This is a genomic window from Streptomyces aurantiacus, assembly GCF_001418335.1.
Lineage (GTDB): Bacteria > Actinomycetota > Actinomycetes > Streptomycetales > Streptomycetaceae > Streptomyces > Streptomyces aurantiacus.
The window spans coordinates 22,118-37,831 of record NZ_LIPP01000294.1 but is presented as its reverse complement, the minus strand read 5'-3'; the positions used below and the strand labels follow the sequence as shown (position 1 = coordinate 37,831).

The following is a 15,714-nucleotide window of genomic DNA, read 5'->3' as shown; positions in this document are numbered from 1 at the left end:
CCCACCCCCTTGCCGCCCTCGCCCTCCACGACATCGGCCTCCGCGTCGCCCTCGGCATCGAAGGCCGGGCCGAGCCCGAAGGCCTCGAAGTCCGCGTCGCCGAAGCCGAGGAACGGGCCCGCGTCCGTGCGGCTGTACCGCCACACCGACTCCCAGGTCCTGGACTGGGTCCGGGCCAACCGCGACGATCCGCGCCGGCCCGTCATCGAGTCGCGGATAGCCGATCGTCCCGCCGCGGTCTGGTTCGCGGACTACACGCCCTCGAACATCACCGCCCGGGTCAGGGCGGTCACCTCGGCCGGGGCCGCGAAGGGCAGCGTGCCCGTCGTCGTGCCGTACGCGGTACCGAACCGCGACTGCGGCGGGGCCTCGCAAGGCGGCGCGCCGGACCTCGGCGCGTACGGCGGGTGGATCGACNNGGCCCGCGCGGGCCGCGTCCTCAAGGCGGCGAACCCGAAGGCACGGGTCTACTTCGACGCGGGCCACTCGGACTGGAACTCGCCGCGGCAGCAGGCCGGACTGCTGCGCCGGGCCGGGGCCGCGTCCGCCGCCTCCTCGGACGGGATCTTCAGCAACGTCTCCAACTTCAACCGCACGGGCGACGAGGTCGCGTACGTCCGCCGTACGCTCGACGCGCTCGGCGGCCCCGCGGGTCTGGGCGCCGTGATCGACACCAGCCGCAACGGCAACGGAGCCCCGGCCGACGGCGAGTGGTGCGACCCCGCGGGCCGCAAGCTCGGGCAGGCGCCGACCCTGCGGACCGGCCAGGCGAGGATCGACGCCTATCTGTGGGTGAAGCTGCCGGGCGAGTCCGACGGCTGCAGGGGCGCGCCGGGGACGTTCACCCCCGACTACGCCTACGACTTGGCACGCTGACCGTACGAGGACGTGCCCTCGTCGAGCAGCGGTTCCTGGGACTTGAGGTGCGCGGGGGCCATCGCCCGCAGCGCGTGGTAGCCGGTGATGACGACGAGCGTGCCGAGCGCGATACCGCTCAGCGAGAAGGTGTCGGTGAACTTCATCGTGACGTTGCCGACGCCGATGATGATGCCCGCCGCGGCCGGTACCAGGTTCAGCGGGTTGCGCAGGTCCACCCCGGCGTTGAGCCAGATCTGCGCGCCGAGCAGGCCGATCATGCCGTACAGGATGACGGTGATCCCGCCGAGCACACCGCCCGGAATGGCGGCCACGACCGCGCCGAACTTCGGGCAGAGTCCGAAGAGCAGCGCGAAGCCGGCGGCGGCCCAGTATGCGGCCGTCGAGTAGACGCGCGTCGCCGCCATGACGCCGATGTTCTCCGAGTACGTGGTGTTGGGCGGGCCGCCCACGGCGGTGGACAGCATCGAACCGACACCGTCCGCGGAGATCGCGGTGCCCAGCTTGTCGTCCAGCGAGTCGCCGGTCATCTCGCCGACGGCCTTCACATGGCCCGCGTTCTCGGCGACCAGCGCGATCACGACGGGCAGCGCCACGAGGATCGCCGACCACTCGAAGGACGGCCCGTGGAAGGCCGGCAGCCCGATCCAGTCCGCCGAGCCGACGCCGGAGAGGTCGAGCCGCCAGTGGTCGGTGAGCTTGCCGCTCGCGTCGACCGAGTGGATCCGCCCGAGGACGAGGTCGAGGACCCAGGAGATCCCGTACCCGAAGACCAGTCCGAGGAAGATCGCGATCCGGGACCAGAAACCGCGCAGACACACCACGGCCAGACCGGTGAACAGCATCACGAGCAGAGCCGTCCACTGGTCCTGCGGCCAGTACGTGGCGGCGGTGACCGGGGCCAGGTTGAAGCCGATCAGCATGACGACCGCGCCCGTGACGACCGGCGGCATCGCGGCGTGGATGATCCGCGCCCCGAACCGCCGCACCGCGAGACCGACCAGGAACAGCACGACGCCCACGACGAACACGGCGCCGGTCACGGTCGCGCTGGAACCGCCCTGCGCGCGGATCACCGCGGCGACGCCCACGAAGGAGAGTGAACAGCCCAGATAGCTGGGCACCCGGCCGCGGGTCGCGAGCAGGAAGATCACCGTCGAGACGCCCGACATCATGATCGCGAGGTTCGGGTCCAGGCCCATCAGGACCGGTGCGACGAAGGACGCCCCGAACATGGCCACGACGTGCTGGGCGCCGAGCCCGGCCGTACGCGGCCACGAGAGCCGTTCGTCGGGGCGGACGACCGCTCCGGGTGCGGGAGTACGTCCGTCACCGTGCAGCTTCCAGCGCACGCCGAGATCCATGATGGGTATCGCTTTCTCTGTACCGGAGATCCCGTGGCCGAGATTCCGTGGCCGGGATTCCGTACGTGAAGATCAGCGCCATGGTAGGGCGGAGCCGCGAGAACGGCTGATTCAGGGCCGGTGATCCGGAATCTTCGCCTCCGCCGTGCTGGCCCCTCCGGCCGCCACACTGGCCTCTCCAGTCGCCGAACCGGCCACTCCGCCCGTCGTACCGGACTTTCCGGCCGTCGTACGGCCGCTGGTGCGCAGAACGCCCGCGAGCGCGGCGAGCCCGAAGGTCAGCACGGTCACCAGGACGAAGGACGTCACCAGGCTCGTCGCGTCCGCGACGGTACCGATCACGGACGGCGCGATCAGGCCCGAGGCGTACGTGATGGTGGCGACGCCCGCGATGGCCTGGGCGGGGTTGGGGCCGCTGCGCCCCGCCGCGGCGAAGCAGAGCGGTACGACGATGGCGATGCCGAGGCCCAGCAGCGCGAAGCCGGTCATGGCCAGGGCCGTGTTCTGCGCCAGCACGACGAGCAGCGCGCCGCCGGCGGCGAGGAGGCCGCAGACCCGCACGGTGCGCACCGGGCCGAACCGGTCCACCACCGCGTCGCCCGCCAGCCGTGCGAGCGCCATGGTGAGGGTGAAGCCTGTCGTGCACGCGGCCGCGAGCCCCGCGGAACTGCCGAGGACGTCCCGCAGATAGATCGCCGACCAGTCCAGGCTCGCCCCCTCCGCGAACACCGCGCAGAAGCCGATCGCGCCGATGAGCAGTGCCGACTTCGGCGGCAGCGCGAAACGCGGGGGTGGTTCCTCGTCCTCGGTGGCACGCAGGTCCAGTACGCCCTGGCAGGCGACGACGCCGAGCAGGGTGAGCGCCACCGCGGCGAGTGCGTGGTGCACACGGGCATCGGTGCCCAGATGCGCGGCGAGCGTGCCGGCGGCCGAGCCGACCAGGGCGCCCGCGCTCCACATGCCGTGCAGCCCGGACATGATCGACTTGTTCAGCCGGTTCTCGACCTCGACGCCCAGGGCGTTCATCGCCACGTCGGCCATGCCCGCCGTGGCGCCGTAGACGAAAAGGGCCAGGCACAGCGTGAGCAGGTTCGGCGAGAGGGCCGGCAGGACGAGTGCGAGCGTCCACAGCGCCAGGAGTCCGCGCAGGGCCGCGCGGGCGCCGAAGCGGTGGCTGACGCCGCCGGCCAGCGGCATCGCCACGGAGGCGCCGATCGCGGGGAAGGCGAGGGCCAGGCCGAGTTGGCCCGCGCTCACCGACGCGTGGTCCTGGATCCACGGAACGCGCGTCGCGAACGAGCCGGTGACGGCCCCGTGCACGGCGAACACCGCCGCCACGGCATACCGGGAGCGCTTCACCTCCCGCCGGTCGTAGACCACAGCACTCATTTTCCCTGGCCCTCCCTGCTGTCTTTCAGTCGTTGGTGTTCCGGTGTTCCGGTGTTCCGGTGTTCCGGTCTCCCGGTCCCCGCTCTGCCGCCGTAAACTATCAGGCAGCCTGCCTGATAGATAGATGGTTTTCGGGGGCCGCCGACCGATGCGGCCATGATCTGGAAGGATCCCGGCATGCCCGCATCACCGAGCACCGCCCGGGCCCTCAACGACCGGCTCGCCCTGCGTCTGCTGCAGCAGGAAGGCCCGCTGACGGCAGGGCAGTTGAAGCAGCTCACCGGTCTGTCCCGGCCCTCGGTCGCCGACCTGGTGGAACGCCTTGCCGCGGGCGGCCTGATCGGTGTGGTGGGGGAGTCGGGCGAGCAGCGGCGCGGCCCGAACGCCCGGCTGTACGGCATCGTCGCCGACCGGGCCCACCTGGCGGCCCTCGACGTACGCACCGAGGGTGTGACCGTGGTCGTCGCCGATCTGCTCGGCTCGGTGCTGGCCGAGGCGTCGGTGCCGATCGCGGACGAGACCGACACCGGGCCCGCCGTCGAGCAGGCGGTCGCGCTGGTCGAACGTACGGCCAAGGAGGCGGGTGTCGAGCGGCTGCACACCGTCGGCGTCGGGGCACCCGGCCTGATCGACCCCGCCACCGGTGAACTCCGCGACTCCACCGGCCTGCCCGCCTGGCACCGCCACCTGGCCGCGGCCCTTCAGGAACGGCTCGCGGCCCACGTCGTCGTGGAGAACGAGACCAACCTCGCGGCCCTGGCCGAGCAGCGCGACGGGGCGGCCCGCGACCGCGACACCTTCGTCCTGCTCTGGCTCGGCCACGGGATCGGCGCCGCCGTGGTCCTCGACGGCGTCCTGCGCCGGGGTGCCTCCGGCGGCACCGGCGAGATCGGCTTCCTGCCGGTGCCGGGCACCGGCGGCCTGCCGTCCGCGACGGACTGCGAGGGCGGCTTCCACTCCCTCGCGGGCGCCGCGGCGATCGCCGAACTGGCGCGGCGGTACGGCGTCGTGGCGCCCCTCGCGCCCCAGGAACCGCATGCGGCGACGCTGGTGAGGGAGGCGGTGTCACGCACCTCCGGACCGGCCTCTGGGCCGGCCCCGGGACGGGCCTCGGGACCGGCCTACGGTGCCGACCCGGTCGCCGCCTCCGCCTCGGCCTCCGCCTCGGCCTCCGCGTCCGAATTCCTCGACGTGCTCGCCGATCGCGTCGCCCTCGGTGCCGCGTCCGTGATCGCCGTGCTGGACCCGGGCTGCGTGGTGCTCGCCGGCGAGGTCGGCCGGGCGGGCGGTGAGGTGCTCGCGGCCCGGGTGCGGGACCGGCTCGGCCGGATGACCCCCCTGCCCACCGAGGTGCGGGCCGGCGCGCTGGGCGGCGGCGCCGTGCTGCGCGGTGCCCTGCTCGTGGCGCGGGACGGGGCCCAGGACGAGCTCTTCGCGCCGCCCGAGAAGTGACCCCCCGGAGAGGTGCCCCCCGAGACGTGACCCACGGGGCCCGTACCGCCCGTACCGGGAACGGAGACCCGGCGGCGGGGCAAGGGCCACCGTCACCGCCGCCGGGTCGATCTGGGGCGGGTCGGCGGAAGCGGACCCGGAGAGGCGCCGGTGCACGCAGACCCTAGATAGGACTAGACCAAAGCGTCAATAGTTTTGGATCACTGGGCGGGGCGCCGCCTCCTCGCGAGTGTCCCGTGAAGTCCATCGGTACACCCTGTGAGCCACCCCACAGAATTCACCCGCATGGGTGTCTGTCCGGCGTGGCAGACTGAGTCTGTACCAAAAGCAGCGCACTCCGGGGTCGGTGAAAGTCCGAACCGGCGGTTACAGTCCGCGACCCGGTCGCTTCCAGCGGCCGGTTGACCAGGTGAAATTCCTGGACCGACGGTTAAAGTCCGGATGGGAGGCAGTGCGCGGCGGGCGGGCATTCGTGCACGCCGCCGTCTGTTTCGACGTGTCCCACGGACACGTCCTGCGCGGCGTCGGCGTTGTCATCGGTGTTCCGTTCGTTTCACATCTGTCGTCATCGACAGGCCCCGGAGTCCGTGCCCGAAGAGGCAGGAGGACCCGGGAAGTGTTCACCGGAATCGTTGAAGAGCTGGGTGAGGTCACCGCCGTCGAGAATCTCGACGACGCCTCCCGTTTCCGGCTCCGTGGCCCCGTGGTCACCGAAGGTGCACGTCACGGAGACTCCATCGCCGTCAACGGCGTCTGTCTGACGGTCGTCGACCACGAAGACGGCGAGTTCACCGCCGACGTGATGGCGGAGACGCTGAACCGCTCCAGCCTCGGCGCCCTCGCCGTCGGCTCCCGCGTCAACCTCGAACGGCCCATGGCCGTGGGCGAGCGACTCGGCGGGCACATCGTGCAGGGCCACGTGGACGGCACCGGCGAGATCATCGAGCGCAAGCCGTCCGAGAACTGGGAGATCGTGAAGATCTCACTCCCCGCGGACCTCTCGCGCTACGTCGTCGAGAAGGGCTCCATCACCGTCGACGGCATCAGCCTGACCGTCGTCGACGCCGGCCCCGACTTCTTCACCGTCAGTCTCATCCCGACCACCCTCGACCTGACCACCCTCGGCCGCAAACAGCCCGGTGACCCGGTCAACCTGGAGGTCGACGTGATCGCCAAGTACGTCGAGCGGCTGCTCGGCGCGCGGGGCGAGCAGCCGGTGAGCCTGCCCGACACGCGGGGAGAGACACGGTGAACTGGCTCAACTCCGAGGCGTTCACGCTCTTCGACCAGCACATCAAGTGGGCCGACATGATCGGCAACGTGATCGGTCTCGTCGGCCTCGCTCTCGGCTGGCGCCGCTCCATCTGGACCTGGCCCGTCCAGTTCCTGTCCGGCGCCATCCTCCTCGCGGCCTTCGCCACCGCCCACCTCTCGGGCAGCGCGGGCAAACAGCTGGTCGTCATGGCCGTCGCCCTGTGGGGCTGGTGGCAGTGGAACAGCCGCAGGGGCGGCTCGGGCGTGGGTACGGACGGCTCCGTCGCCGTCCGGTTCGCCACCTGGCGCGAGCGCGGGTACCTGCTCGGCGCCGCGGCCGTCGGCACCCTCGCGGTCGGCAGCCTGTTCACCGCGTACCCGTCCCTGTCCTGGGACCCCTGGCCCGACGCGTACATATTCGTCGGCACCGTCGTCGCGATGTACGCCCAGGCGCGCGGCATGGTCGAGTTCTGGTTCGCCTGGCTGCTCGTCGACCTGGTGGGCGTGCCGCTGAACTTCGCCAACGGCTTCGCGTTCTCAGGTTTCGTCTACATCATCTACGGCGCGCTCGTCCTGTGGGGCATGCGCGACTGGTGGCTGCGCTCCCGCAAGGCCGGGCAGCCCGTCCTGGAAGGAGCCCCGGTATGACAAGCGCGCCGGTCTGGTACAGCACGGACAACATCGAGGACTTCGCTCTCGACCCGGTCGAGAAGGCCGTCGCGGACATCGCCGCGGGCCGTCCCGTCGTGGTCGTCGACGACGAGGACCGCGAGAACGAGGGCGACCTGGTCATCGCCGCCGAGAAGGCGACCCCCGAGATCGTCGCCTTCATGATGAGCGAGTGCCGCGGTCTCATCTGCGCGCCCATGGAGGGCGACGAACTCGACCGCCTCCAGCTTCCGCAGATGGTCGAGAACAACACCGAGTCGATGCGTACGGCCTTCACGGTCTCCGTCGACGCGGGCCCCGCCTACGGAGTGACCACCGGCATCTCCGCCACCGACCGCGCCACCACACTCCGGCTGCTGGCCGGCGGCGAGGCCGGGGCGACCGACTTCGTACGCCCCGGCCACATCTTCCCGCTGCGCGCCAAGCCCGGCGGCGTGCTCGTCCGCAACGGCCACACCGAGGCCGCCGTCGACCTCGCCCGGCTCGCGGGCCTGCGGCCGGCCGGCGCCATCGTCGAGATCGCGGGCGAGGACGGGCGGATGCTGCGCCTGCCCGAGCTGATCCCGTTCGCCCGCAAGCACGGGCTGACGATCATCTCCATCGAGGACCTGATCGCCTACCGGCGCACCGCCGAGCCCACGGTCCGCCGCGAGGCCAAGACCCAACTGCCCACCGCCTTCGGCGAGTTCACCGCGTACGGCTACCGCTCCACCGTCGACGGCGTCGAGCATGTCGCGCTGGTCCACGGCGAGATCGGCGACGGCGAGGACGTCGTCGTGCGGATCCACTCCGAATGCCTCACCGGGGACGTCTTCCACTCCCTGCGCTGCGACTGCGGCCCCCAGCTCGAAGCCTCCCTGGAGCGCATCCAGGCAGAGGGCCGCGGCGTCGTCGTCTACCTCCGCGGCCACGAGGGGCGCGGCATCGGGCTCCTGTCCAAGCTGCGCGCGTACGAGCTCCAGGAGCGCGGCCGCGACACCCTCGACGCCAACCTCGAACTCGGCCTGCCCGCCGACGCCCGCGACTACGCGGCCGGCGCGCAGATCCTGGAGGACCTCGGGGTGCGCAGCCTGCGGCTGATGACCAACAACCCCGACAAGACCGACGCGCTCGTCCGCCACGGCCTCAAGGTCACCGCCCGCGAGCCGATGCCCGTACAGGCGGGCGAGCACAACCTCCGGTATCTGCGCACCAAGCGGGACCGGATGGGGCACGACCTGCCCTGGCTGGACACGCCCACCGTGTCCGCCTGCGGCAACCAGTAACTGCACAACACGAGTACTGCACAGCACGAGTACTGCAGAGCACGAGGAGACACACACGTGAGCGGCAAGGGTGCACCCGAACTGTCCGTACGCAACTGCGGTGACCTGCGGGTCGCCGTCATCGCGGCGCAGTGGCACGAGAAGGTCATGGACGGACTCGTCGACGGCGCGCTGCGCGCCCTGCACGAGCTGGGCATCGACGAGCCGACCCTCCTGCGGGTCCCCGGCAGCTTCGAGCTGCCGGTCGTCGCGAAGGTCCTCGCGGGCCGTGGCTACGACGCGATCGTCGCGCTCGGCGTCGTCATCCGCGGTGGCACCCCGCACTTCGAGTACGTGTGCCAGGGCGTCACCCAGGGCCTCACCCAGGTCTCCATCGACACCGGCGTCCCCGTCGGTTTCGGCGTACTGACCTGCGACACCGAGGAACAGGCACTGGACCGCGCGGGCATCGAGGGCTCGCACGAGGACAAGGGGCACGAGGCGGTGACGGCCGCCGTGGCGACCGCGGCCACCCTCCGCTCAGTATCCGAACCCTGGCGCTGACGGGGGTGCGCGAGCGCGTAGGGTGAGGACCACCATGTCCAAGAAGACTTTCGAGGAGCTCTTCGCCGAGCTCCAGCACAAGGCAGCCACCGGCGACCCCGCCACCTCCCGCACCGCCGAGCTGGTCGGCAAGGGGGTCCATGCCATCGGCAAGAAGGTTGTCGAAGAGGCCGCCGAGGTCTGGATGGCCGCGGAGCACGAGGGCAAGGAGGCAGCCGCCGAGGAGATCTCGCAGCTGCTCTACCACGTCCAGGTCATGATGGTCGCTCGCGGCATCACCCTGGACGACGTGTACGCCCACCTCTGAGCCCTCGCACGCCACCGAGCCCCGCCCGCCCCCAGCTCCGTACACCCTGAGTCCACGTACGCCCCGAGTCCGTACTCCCGCCACCCGCACGAACGAAGGAAGCCGACCTCATGCTGCGCATCGCCGTCCCCAACAAGGGTTCCCTGTCAGGTCCCGCGGGGGAGATGCTGCATGAGGCCGGCTACCAGCAGCGCCGGGAGGCCAAGGAGCTCAGGATCGTCGACCCGGAGAACGAGGTCGAGTTCTTCTACCTTCGCCCCCGCGACATCGCGATCTACGTCTCCTCCGGCCGCCTCGACATCGGCATCACCGGCCGGGACCTGCTCATCGACTCCGCGGCCGACGCGGAGGAGATCCTGCCGCTCGGCTTCGCCCGCTCCACCTTCCGCTTCGCGACCAAGCCCGGCACGGCCACATCCATCGAGGACCTGGCCGGCATGACCGTCGCCACCTCGTACGAGGGCATCGTCGCCAAGTACCTCGCCGACCAGGGCATCGACGCGTCCGTCGTGCACCTCGACGGCGCCGTCGAGACGGCCATCGAACTCGGCGTCGCCGAGGTCATCGCGGACGTCGTCGAGACCGGCACCTCGCTGCGCAACGCGGGCCTTGAGGTCTTCGGCGAGCCGATCATGAAGTCCGAGGCGGCCGTCATCCGGCGTTCCGGCGCGGAGACCTCCGAGGACACCGAGCGCAAGGTCCAGCAGTTCCTGCGCCGCCTCCAGGGCGTCCTCGTCGCGCGGACCTACGTGATGATGGACTACGACTGCCGCGTCGAGCAGCTGGAGAAGGCCGTCGCGCTCACCCCGGGCCTGGAGTCGCCGACCGTCTCGCCGCTCCACAACGAGGGCTGGGTCGCCGTGCGCGCCATGGTCCCGTCCAAGGAGGCCCAGCGGATCATGGACGACCTGTACGACATCGGCGCGCGGGCCATCCTGACCACGGCCATCCACGCCTGCCGTCTCTGAGGAACAGTAGAAACAGTAGGAATGGTTTCGCCATGCCGGACGTACCAGACGCACCAGAAGCCCCACATTCACCAGAGCCGCTGCCCGTCCTCCCTGTGACCTTCAGGCCCGGGCGTACCCGTGCCGTGCTGCTGACCGCCGGTGCCGTGTTCTTCGTGGTCATCACCACGGTCGCGCTGCTGCTGGAGAAGCTCGGCCCGGGGGAACGGCTCACCTTCGTCTTCACGGGCGCGCTGCTCTTCGGAGTACTCGTGCTGCTGGCCCGGCCGAAAGTCGTCGCCGACGTGACCGGGGTCACCGTCGTCAACATCATCAGCGGACGGCGGCTGGCCTGGGAGGAGATCGTGCAGGTCAACCTGCGTCCGGGGGACCCGTGGGTCTTCCTGAACCTCAGCGACGGCACCAGCCTGCCCGCGCTCGGCATCCAGCCGGGCATCGCCCGACAGCGTGCGATCACCGACGCCCGTGCGCTGCGCGCCCTCGCCCAGGCCCGCTCCCTCAGCGGGCGGGACGGGCCGGACGGACACCACGACGAGCAGCGCCAGGAACACCACGACGGACAGCACGACGAACATCACGGCTGACTCTCGGCCTTCCACCCTGCCGCCCGGGCCCATGTCTTGATTAATCTGTTGGCGGAGGCGTTTTCGTTGCGCCTCCGCCGCCGACTTCCGCCCGGAACTCAGCGGCCCCCTGCTATTCGAGGAGTGACTCCCTCCAGCGATGGACGGATCGTCCTGTAGTACCTGCGCCGCCCCCTCCCGACCCATCGAGGCGGCGGCATGACCATCCCCCTGCTGCTCCTCGGGGCGGCGTTCCTGTTGATCCTCGCCAACGGCTTCTTCGTGGCGGCCGAGTTCGGCCTCGTCACGGTGGAGCGCCCCGACGCCGAGAGGGCCGCCGCCGAGGGTGACCGACGGGCCCGTACCGTCGTCAACTCCCTCAAGGAACTGTCCTTCCAGCTGTCCGGCACACAGCTCGGCATCACCATCACCTCGCTGGTCGTCGGCATGCTCGCCGAACCGGCACTGGCCGAGCTGCTGCACGGCCCGTTCACCTCCGTCGGCCTCCCGGAAGGCGCCGTGCCCGGTGTCGCCGTGGTCGTCGGCATGCTGCTGGCCTCGGCCGTGCAGATGGTGATCGGCGAACTCGTGCCCAAGAACTGGGCGGTGTCCAAGCCCTTGCAGGTCGCGCGGTTCGTCGCGGGCCCGCAGCACGTCTTCTCCACCCTGTTCCGGCCGGTGATCGCCGGGCTGAACTCCGTCGCCAACCGGCTCGTCCGCGCGCTGGGCGTCGAGCCCGCCGTGGAGCTGGCCTCCGCCCGCACACCCGGCGAGCTCGTCTCCCTGGCCCGGCACTCGGCCCAGGCCGGCGCGCTGGAGCAGGACACCGCCGACCTGTTCGTGCGGACGCTCTCCCTGGCCGACCTCACCGCCCAACACGTCATGACCCCCCGGGTGAAGGTCAGCGCCCTCCAGTCCTCCGCGACCGCCGAGGACGTCGTCAACCTCACCCGCGCCACCGGCCTCTCCCGCTTCCCCGTCTACCGGGAGCGGATCGACGAGATCGTCGGCATGGTGCACCTCAAGGACGCCCTCGCGGTGTCCTCGCACGACCGGCTGCGCACGTCGGTCACCAGGATCGCCCAGGCCCCGCTGCTCGTCCCGGAGACACTGCCCGTGCAGCCCCTCCTGGAGCGGCTGCGCAGCGAGCAGCCCATCGCGGTCGTCGTCGACGAGTACGGCGGCACGGCCGGGGTCGTCACCCTGGAGGACATCGTCGAGGAACTCGTCGGCGAGGTCCGCGACGAGCACGACGGACTGGACGTGCCGGAACTCGCCGCGGCGCCGCCCGAGGACGGCCGGCCCGCCTGGGACGCCGACGGCAGCTGCCGTGTGGACCTGCTCCTGCGCATCGGCCTGGACGTCCCGGAGGGCCCGTACGAGACGGTTGCGGGCCTCGTCGCCGATCTGCTGGGACGTATCCCGGCGCCCGGCGACCGGGCCGAACTCCCCGGCTGGCGGCTCTCGGTGCGCCAGGTCGGGCACTACCGGGCCGAGCGGGTCCGGCTCGTGCGGACCGCCGAAGCCGGCTCCGCTCCCGCACCGGCCTCCGCCCTCGCTTCCGCCTCCGCCGCGGAGGCGGTCCGATGAGCGTGCTCCAACTCCTGTTCGCCGGCCTGCTCGTGCTCGCCAACGGGTTCTTCGTCGGCGCCGAGTTCGCCCTGGTCTCCGTACGGCGCAGCCAGATCGAACCGCTCCGCACGGCACGGGCCCGGCAGGTGATCTACGGCCTGGAGAACCTGCCGCACATGATGGCCGCCGCGCAGTTCGGCATCACCATCTGTTCGCTGACCCTGGGCGCGGTCGCCGAGCCCACCGTGGCGCACCTTCTGGAGCCGGTCTTCCACGCGGTGCACCTTCCCGAGGGCATGATCCATCCGCTCGGGTACGTCATCGCCCTCGCCGCGATCGTCTTCCTCCACCTGGTGGTCGGCGAGATGCTGCCGAAGAACCTGGCGATGGCCGCCCCCGAGAAGACCGCGCTGTGGCTCAGCCCCGGCCTGGTCGCCTTCGCCCGGCTGTGCAAGCCGGTCACCGTGGGCCTCGGTGCCTGCGCCCGCGTCATCCTGAAGCTCTTCGGCGTGGAACCCAGGGACGAGGTCGAGGCGGTCTTCACCAGCGAGCAGCTCAACCGGCTGGTCGAGGACGCGGGCCAGGCCGGCCTCCTCGACCCCGGGGAGCAGGAGCGCCTGGAGGACGCCCTGGAGCTGGGCTCCCGCCCGGTCACGGACGTGCTCCTGGACACGGAGTCCCTGGTCAGGGTGGGCCCCTCGGTCACCCCGGGCCAGGTCGTCGCGCTCACCGCCCGCACCGGGTTCTCGCGTTTCCCGGTGGTCGCGGAGAACGGCGCCTTCATGGGCTATCTGCACGTGAAGGACGTACTCGACGTGGAGGAGTCCGAGCGGGCGGTGCCGCAGCAGGTCTGGCGCCCCATGACGACCCTCAGGGCCGAGCTTCCGCTGGACGACGCCCTGACCGTGATGCGCCGCGCCGCGACACACCTCGCCCAGGTCGCCGACGCGTCGGGCCGGGTCCTGGGCCTGGTCGCCCTGGAGGACGTACTGGAACTCCTGGTGGGCGAGGTCAAGGACCCCGCCCACCGGAAACCTCCAACGGCACGGGTGAACGAGCCCCGCAAGGAGCCCTCACCCCAGCCACACGCCCCGGAACCGGCGAACCAGGCCCTGACCGGCTGACACAACAGCCCCGCGCCCCTACTCGTCAGGGGCGCGGGGAACTGCGCAGTCTTTTGGCTCACGGGGAACTGGGCGTCTGCTTTCAGGGGGGCGCCAGTCTTAGGGGCGCGGGGCTGTGACATTTGCGGCTCCGCCGCGGGGCGCGACAAGCCACAACGGCGCCGCACCCGCAAGACGACACCAGCACACCACCCCAGTAGGCGCACCTACACCCCCGGCGGAGCCTGAGGCCCCCGCCCCGACAACACCTCCCCGTACGCCTGCATGAGATCAGCTAGCCGCAACGTCGACAGATCGTCCCGCGTGAGATGCCCCGGGTACCCCGACAACCGCAGATCCCGGTACGCGCAGCTCTTCTCATACAGCGTGCGCAGAAACCGCCCGTTGCCGAGCTCGTCGATCCACCCCTGATCGACCACGTGCCCACTGATGGAGCGCAGCTCGTCCACCGCCTCCTCGTCCCACACGTCCCCGTTCTCCGCGGCCAGCACCCCGCCGATCGAGGTGAGTTCGAGAGGACGGTACGAGGGAAAGTCGACGCGGGTCGTGAAGCGGGACGAAAGCCCGGGGTTGGCGGCCAGCAGCCGGTCCATGCCCTCCGGATAACCCGCGAGGATCACCACCAGATGGTCCCGGTTGTCCTCGGCGCGCTTCAGCAGGACCTGCAGCGCCTCGTCGCCGTACGCGTCGCCCTTGCCGTAGCCCGAGTTGGAGAGCGAGTAGGCCTCGTCGACGAAGAGGACCCCGCCGATCGCGGAGTCGATCAGCTCGTTGGCCTTCACCGCGGTCTGGCCGAGGTACTCGCCCACCAGGTCGGCGCGCTGGGCCTCGACGAGATGGTCGCCGCCGAGCAGGCCGAGCGCGTAGAAGACCCGGCCGAGAATGCGGGCCACGGTGGTCTTGCCGGTGCCGGAGGGGCCCGAGAACACGAAGTGCCGCTTCGGCGGCTGCACCGGCAGGCCCTGGCCGGCCCGCAGCCGTGCCATGTTCAGCTGCGCGGAGAGCGCCTTGACCTGGCGCTTCACCGGTTCGAGGCCGACCATGCGCTCCAGTTCGGAGAGCGCCTCTTCGAGCAGCGCGGGGTCGGTGGGGCCGGTCGGCAGATGCGGTGGCAGCACCGGCACGATGGCCTTCTCCCGGACCCGGTCCGACTCGGACGGCAGCCCACCGGGAGGCGGCAGGTCCGGCTCCGACAGCTTCAGGTCCCGGCCCTCGCCGCCGAACAGCGGGTCGACGCCGTCGGGGCCGTCCAGGATGTCCTGCCCGACACCGGTGAGCGTGATCGCCGCGAGGTCGGCCGTCTCGTCGTACCCGTCGCCCTCGGAGATCGCGGCGAGCCGGGCAGAGGTGTCCATGAACGCAGGGTCGACCCGGTGGACCGCCCGGTACAGGGGGAGAGCCGCCGCGGAGCGGCCCGTGCCCTCGTGGGCCCGCGCCAGCCAGTACCGCAGCTCCTTGCGCTGCGGCTGCTCGCTGCGGCAGCGCATCAGCGCGGACGACAGCAGCGGCTCGGCCTGCCCGTACATCTCCAGGCGTACCCGCGCCATGCCGCCGAACAGGCCCGCCTCGATGCCCAGCATCGGATCGTCGATGAGCGGGTCCGTGTGCCGGACCAGCTGCTCCCAGTCCTTGACGAGATAGGCCCGGCAGGCGTGCAGGAACCGGACCTGCGGGTCCGTGTCCACCGGGGGCAGGCTCGCCAACGCCCGGTCCAGCTCCGGGACATGACGTCCGTCGAGCCAGTGCGAGGAGTGCGCGAGCAGCAGGTCACGGGGCGACTCCAGGACCGGCTGCACCCACCAGCCCAGCCAGTACCAGGAGTTGAGCGTGCGCCGGTGGCGGGCGCGCTGCTCCCCGAAGCGTTCGCGGTGCCGGAACATCCGCAGCAGCGCGGTCGTCGTGTCGACGCGCAGCGCGTGCAGCCCGAGCCAGCCGTCCGCCATCCCCGGATCCATCCGGACCGCGGTGCGGAACTCCTCCTCCGCCTGCGGATAGGCCCCCATCGTGTAGGCGTCCACACCTCGCAGCCAGGCGAGGTCGGCCGGGGCCTCGGGGCCCCGCGTGCCGAAGTCCATCACGTCCCCCACAAACCGTGCCCCCGTTGATCACCGGGCGGGCCGGTGCCCGTCGGCAGTCTTCGTCGAACCGCTGTGCCGCGGACGGGAGTTGCGTGCGGTGCGGAGAGCAGCCGTCCGTAGGTCGCACCAAGAGGCATCGTACCTGCGAGGGAGCACCGGACCGAAGGGTGCCGCACGACGGGTTCTTCGAGGTGGGAGCAGACGCGACACACTCCGGACGGTCACTGAGGGTGAGCGAAACGCACCTCGGAGCGTCCGGAAAACCGCTCAGGACAGAACGAAGCCCCCGA

General features: G+C 71.1%; 14 protein-coding genes, 1 pseudogene and 1 riboswitch. Of the genes and pseudogenes, 12 read left to right on the top strand and 3 right to left on the bottom strand.

Translation table 11 applies throughout. From position 1 onward, the window contains the following. Positions 1-417: pseudogene (locus tag AOK01_RS45535) on the top strand (glycoside hydrolase family 6 protein); the annotation flags it as partial. Positions 418-419: 2 nt separating this feature from the next. Continuing rightward, positions 420-876 (top strand): glycoside hydrolase family 6 protein (locus AOK01_RS45530; RefSeq protein ID WP_245702502.1); only part of this gene is annotated, 457 nt, incomplete at its 5' end. Here the strand turns inward: AOK01_RS45530 and AOK01_RS31795 are convergent. Further along, positions 858-2,240, bottom strand: a complete 1,383-nt coding sequence (locus tag AOK01_RS31795; protein WP_055517747.1) for a uracil-xanthine permease family protein — start codon at positions 2,238-2,240, stop codon at positions 858-860. The two genes, AOK01_RS45530 and AOK01_RS31795, sit on opposite strands and share 19 nt — an antisense overlap. Positions 2,241-2,351: 111 nt before the next feature. Continuing rightward, positions 2,352-3,629 (bottom strand): MFS transporter, encoded by a 1,278-nt coding sequence (locus AOK01_RS31790; protein ID WP_055517745.1) that lies wholly within the window; start codon positions 3,627-3,629, stop codon positions 2,352-2,354. 177 nt (positions 3,630-3,806) lie between these two features. Between AOK01_RS31790 and AOK01_RS31785 the strand changes: the two genes are divergently transcribed. The 10 genes from AOK01_RS31785 to AOK01_RS31740 all read left to right on the top strand — a co-directional run bounded on the left by AOK01_RS31785 (position 3,807) and on the right by AOK01_RS31740 (position 13,346). Next, positions 3,807-5,081 (top strand): ROK family transcriptional regulator, encoded by a 1,275-nt coding sequence (locus AOK01_RS31785; RefSeq protein ID WP_055517754.1) that lies wholly within the window; start codon positions 3,807-3,809, stop codon positions 5,079-5,081. 328 nt (positions 5,082-5,409) lie between these two features. Continuing rightward, positions 5,410-5,540: riboswitch (FMN riboswitch) on the top strand. Between the two features lie 157 nt (positions 5,541-5,697). After that, complete coding sequence (locus tag AOK01_RS31780; protein WP_055517743.1) at positions 5,698-6,333, top strand: riboflavin synthase; 636 nt, start codon at positions 5,698-5,700, stop codon at positions 6,331-6,333. Next, positions 6,330-6,983: a nicotinamide mononucleotide transporter family protein gene (locus AOK01_RS31775; protein WP_055517741.1), complete on the top strand. Its 654-nt coding sequence runs from the start codon at positions 6,330-6,332 to the stop codon at positions 6,981-6,983. Before AOK01_RS31780 ends, AOK01_RS31775 begins: the two co-directional genes overlap by 4 nt. Beyond that, complete coding sequence (locus AOK01_RS31770) at positions 6,980-8,269, top strand: bifunctional 3,4-dihydroxy-2-butanone-4-phosphate synthase/GTP cyclohydrolase II (protein ID WP_055517739.1); 1,290 nt, start codon at positions 6,980-6,982, stop codon at positions 8,267-8,269. Before AOK01_RS31775 ends, AOK01_RS31770 begins: the two co-directional genes overlap by 4 nt. Positions 8,270-8,326: 57 nt before the next feature. Further along, on the top strand, positions 8,327-8,812 hold the full coding sequence (gene ribH / locus AOK01_RS31765; RefSeq protein ID WP_055517738.1) for a 6,7-dimethyl-8-ribityllumazine synthase: 486 nt from the start codon (positions 8,327-8,329) through the stop codon (positions 8,810-8,812). A 34-nt stretch (positions 8,813-8,846) separates the two neighbouring features. Then, a complete protein-coding gene (locus tag AOK01_RS31760; RefSeq protein ID WP_055517736.1) occupies positions 8,847-9,119 on the top strand; it encodes a phosphoribosyl-ATP diphosphatase in 273 nt (90 codons plus the stop codon). Positions 9,120-9,229: 110 nt separating this feature from the next. Then, positions 9,230-10,087 carry an ATP phosphoribosyltransferase gene (gene hisG / locus AOK01_RS31755; protein ID WP_055517735.1) on the top strand — a complete coding sequence of 286 codons (858 nt, stop codon included), beginning with the start codon at positions 9,230-9,232 and terminating at the stop codon, positions 10,085-10,087. A gap of 32 nt (positions 10,088-10,119) precedes the next feature. Further along, positions 10,120-10,671, top strand: a complete 552-nt coding sequence (locus tag AOK01_RS31750) for a PH domain-containing protein (protein ID WP_055517733.1) — start codon at positions 10,120-10,122, stop codon at positions 10,669-10,671. A 198-nt stretch (positions 10,672-10,869) separates the two neighbouring features. Then, positions 10,870-12,240: a hemolysin family protein gene (locus AOK01_RS31745; RefSeq protein ID WP_055517731.1), complete on the top strand. Its 1,371-nt coding sequence runs from the start codon at positions 10,870-10,872 to the stop codon at positions 12,238-12,240. Further along, positions 12,237-13,346, top strand: a complete 1,110-nt coding sequence (locus AOK01_RS31740) for a hemolysin family protein (protein WP_055517729.1) — start codon at positions 12,237-12,239, stop codon at positions 13,344-13,346. Before AOK01_RS31745 ends, AOK01_RS31740 begins: the two co-directional genes overlap by 4 nt. A gap of 206 nt (positions 13,347-13,552) precedes the next feature. Here AOK01_RS31740 and AOK01_RS31735 read toward each other — a convergent pair whose 3' ends face one another. Then, positions 13,553-15,421 (bottom strand): AAA family ATPase, encoded by a 1,869-nt coding sequence (locus AOK01_RS31735; protein ID WP_055517728.1) that lies wholly within the window; start codon positions 15,419-15,421, stop codon positions 13,553-13,555. Between the last annotated feature and the right edge of the window lie 293 nt (positions 15,422-15,714).

Bases quoted from the DNA above. Each gene is read 5' to 3' on its own strand.
- AOK01_RS31745 (WP_055517731.1), top strand. From the start codon at position 10,870: ATGACCATCCCCCTGCTGCTCCTCGGGGCGGCGTTCCTGTTGATCCTC.
- hisG (WP_055517735.1), top strand. From the start codon at position 9,230: ATGCTGCGCATCGCCGTCCCCAACAAGGGTTCCCTGTCAGGTCCCGCG.
- AOK01_RS31795 (WP_055517747.1), bottom strand. From the start codon at position 2,240: ATGGATCTCGGCGTGCGCTGGAAGCTGCACGGTGACGGACGTACTCCC.
- AOK01_RS31735 (WP_055517728.1), bottom strand. From the start codon at position 15,421: ATGGACTTCGGCACGCGGGGCCCCGAGGCCCCGGCCGACCTCGCCTGG.
- AOK01_RS31770 (WP_055517739.1), top strand. From the start codon at position 6,980: ATGACAAGCGCGCCGGTCTGGTACAGCACGGACAACATCGAGGACTTC.
- AOK01_RS31790 (WP_055517745.1), bottom strand. From the start codon at position 3,629: ATGAGTGCTGTGGTCTACGACCGGCGGGAGGTGAAGCGCTCCCGGTAT.
- AOK01_RS31760 (WP_055517736.1), top strand. From the start codon at position 8,847: ATGTCCAAGAAGACTTTCGAGGAGCTCTTCGCCGAGCTCCAGCACAAG.
- AOK01_RS31750 (WP_055517733.1), top strand. From the start codon at position 10,120: ATGCCGGACGTACCAGACGCACCAGAAGCCCCACATTCACCAGAGCCG.
- AOK01_RS31785 (WP_055517754.1), top strand. From the start codon at position 3,807: ATGCCCGCATCACCGAGCACCGCCCGGGCCCTCAACGACCGGCTCGCC.
- AOK01_RS31740 (WP_055517729.1), top strand. From the start codon at position 12,237: ATGAGCGTGCTCCAACTCCTGTTCGCCGGCCTGCTCGTGCTCGCCAAC.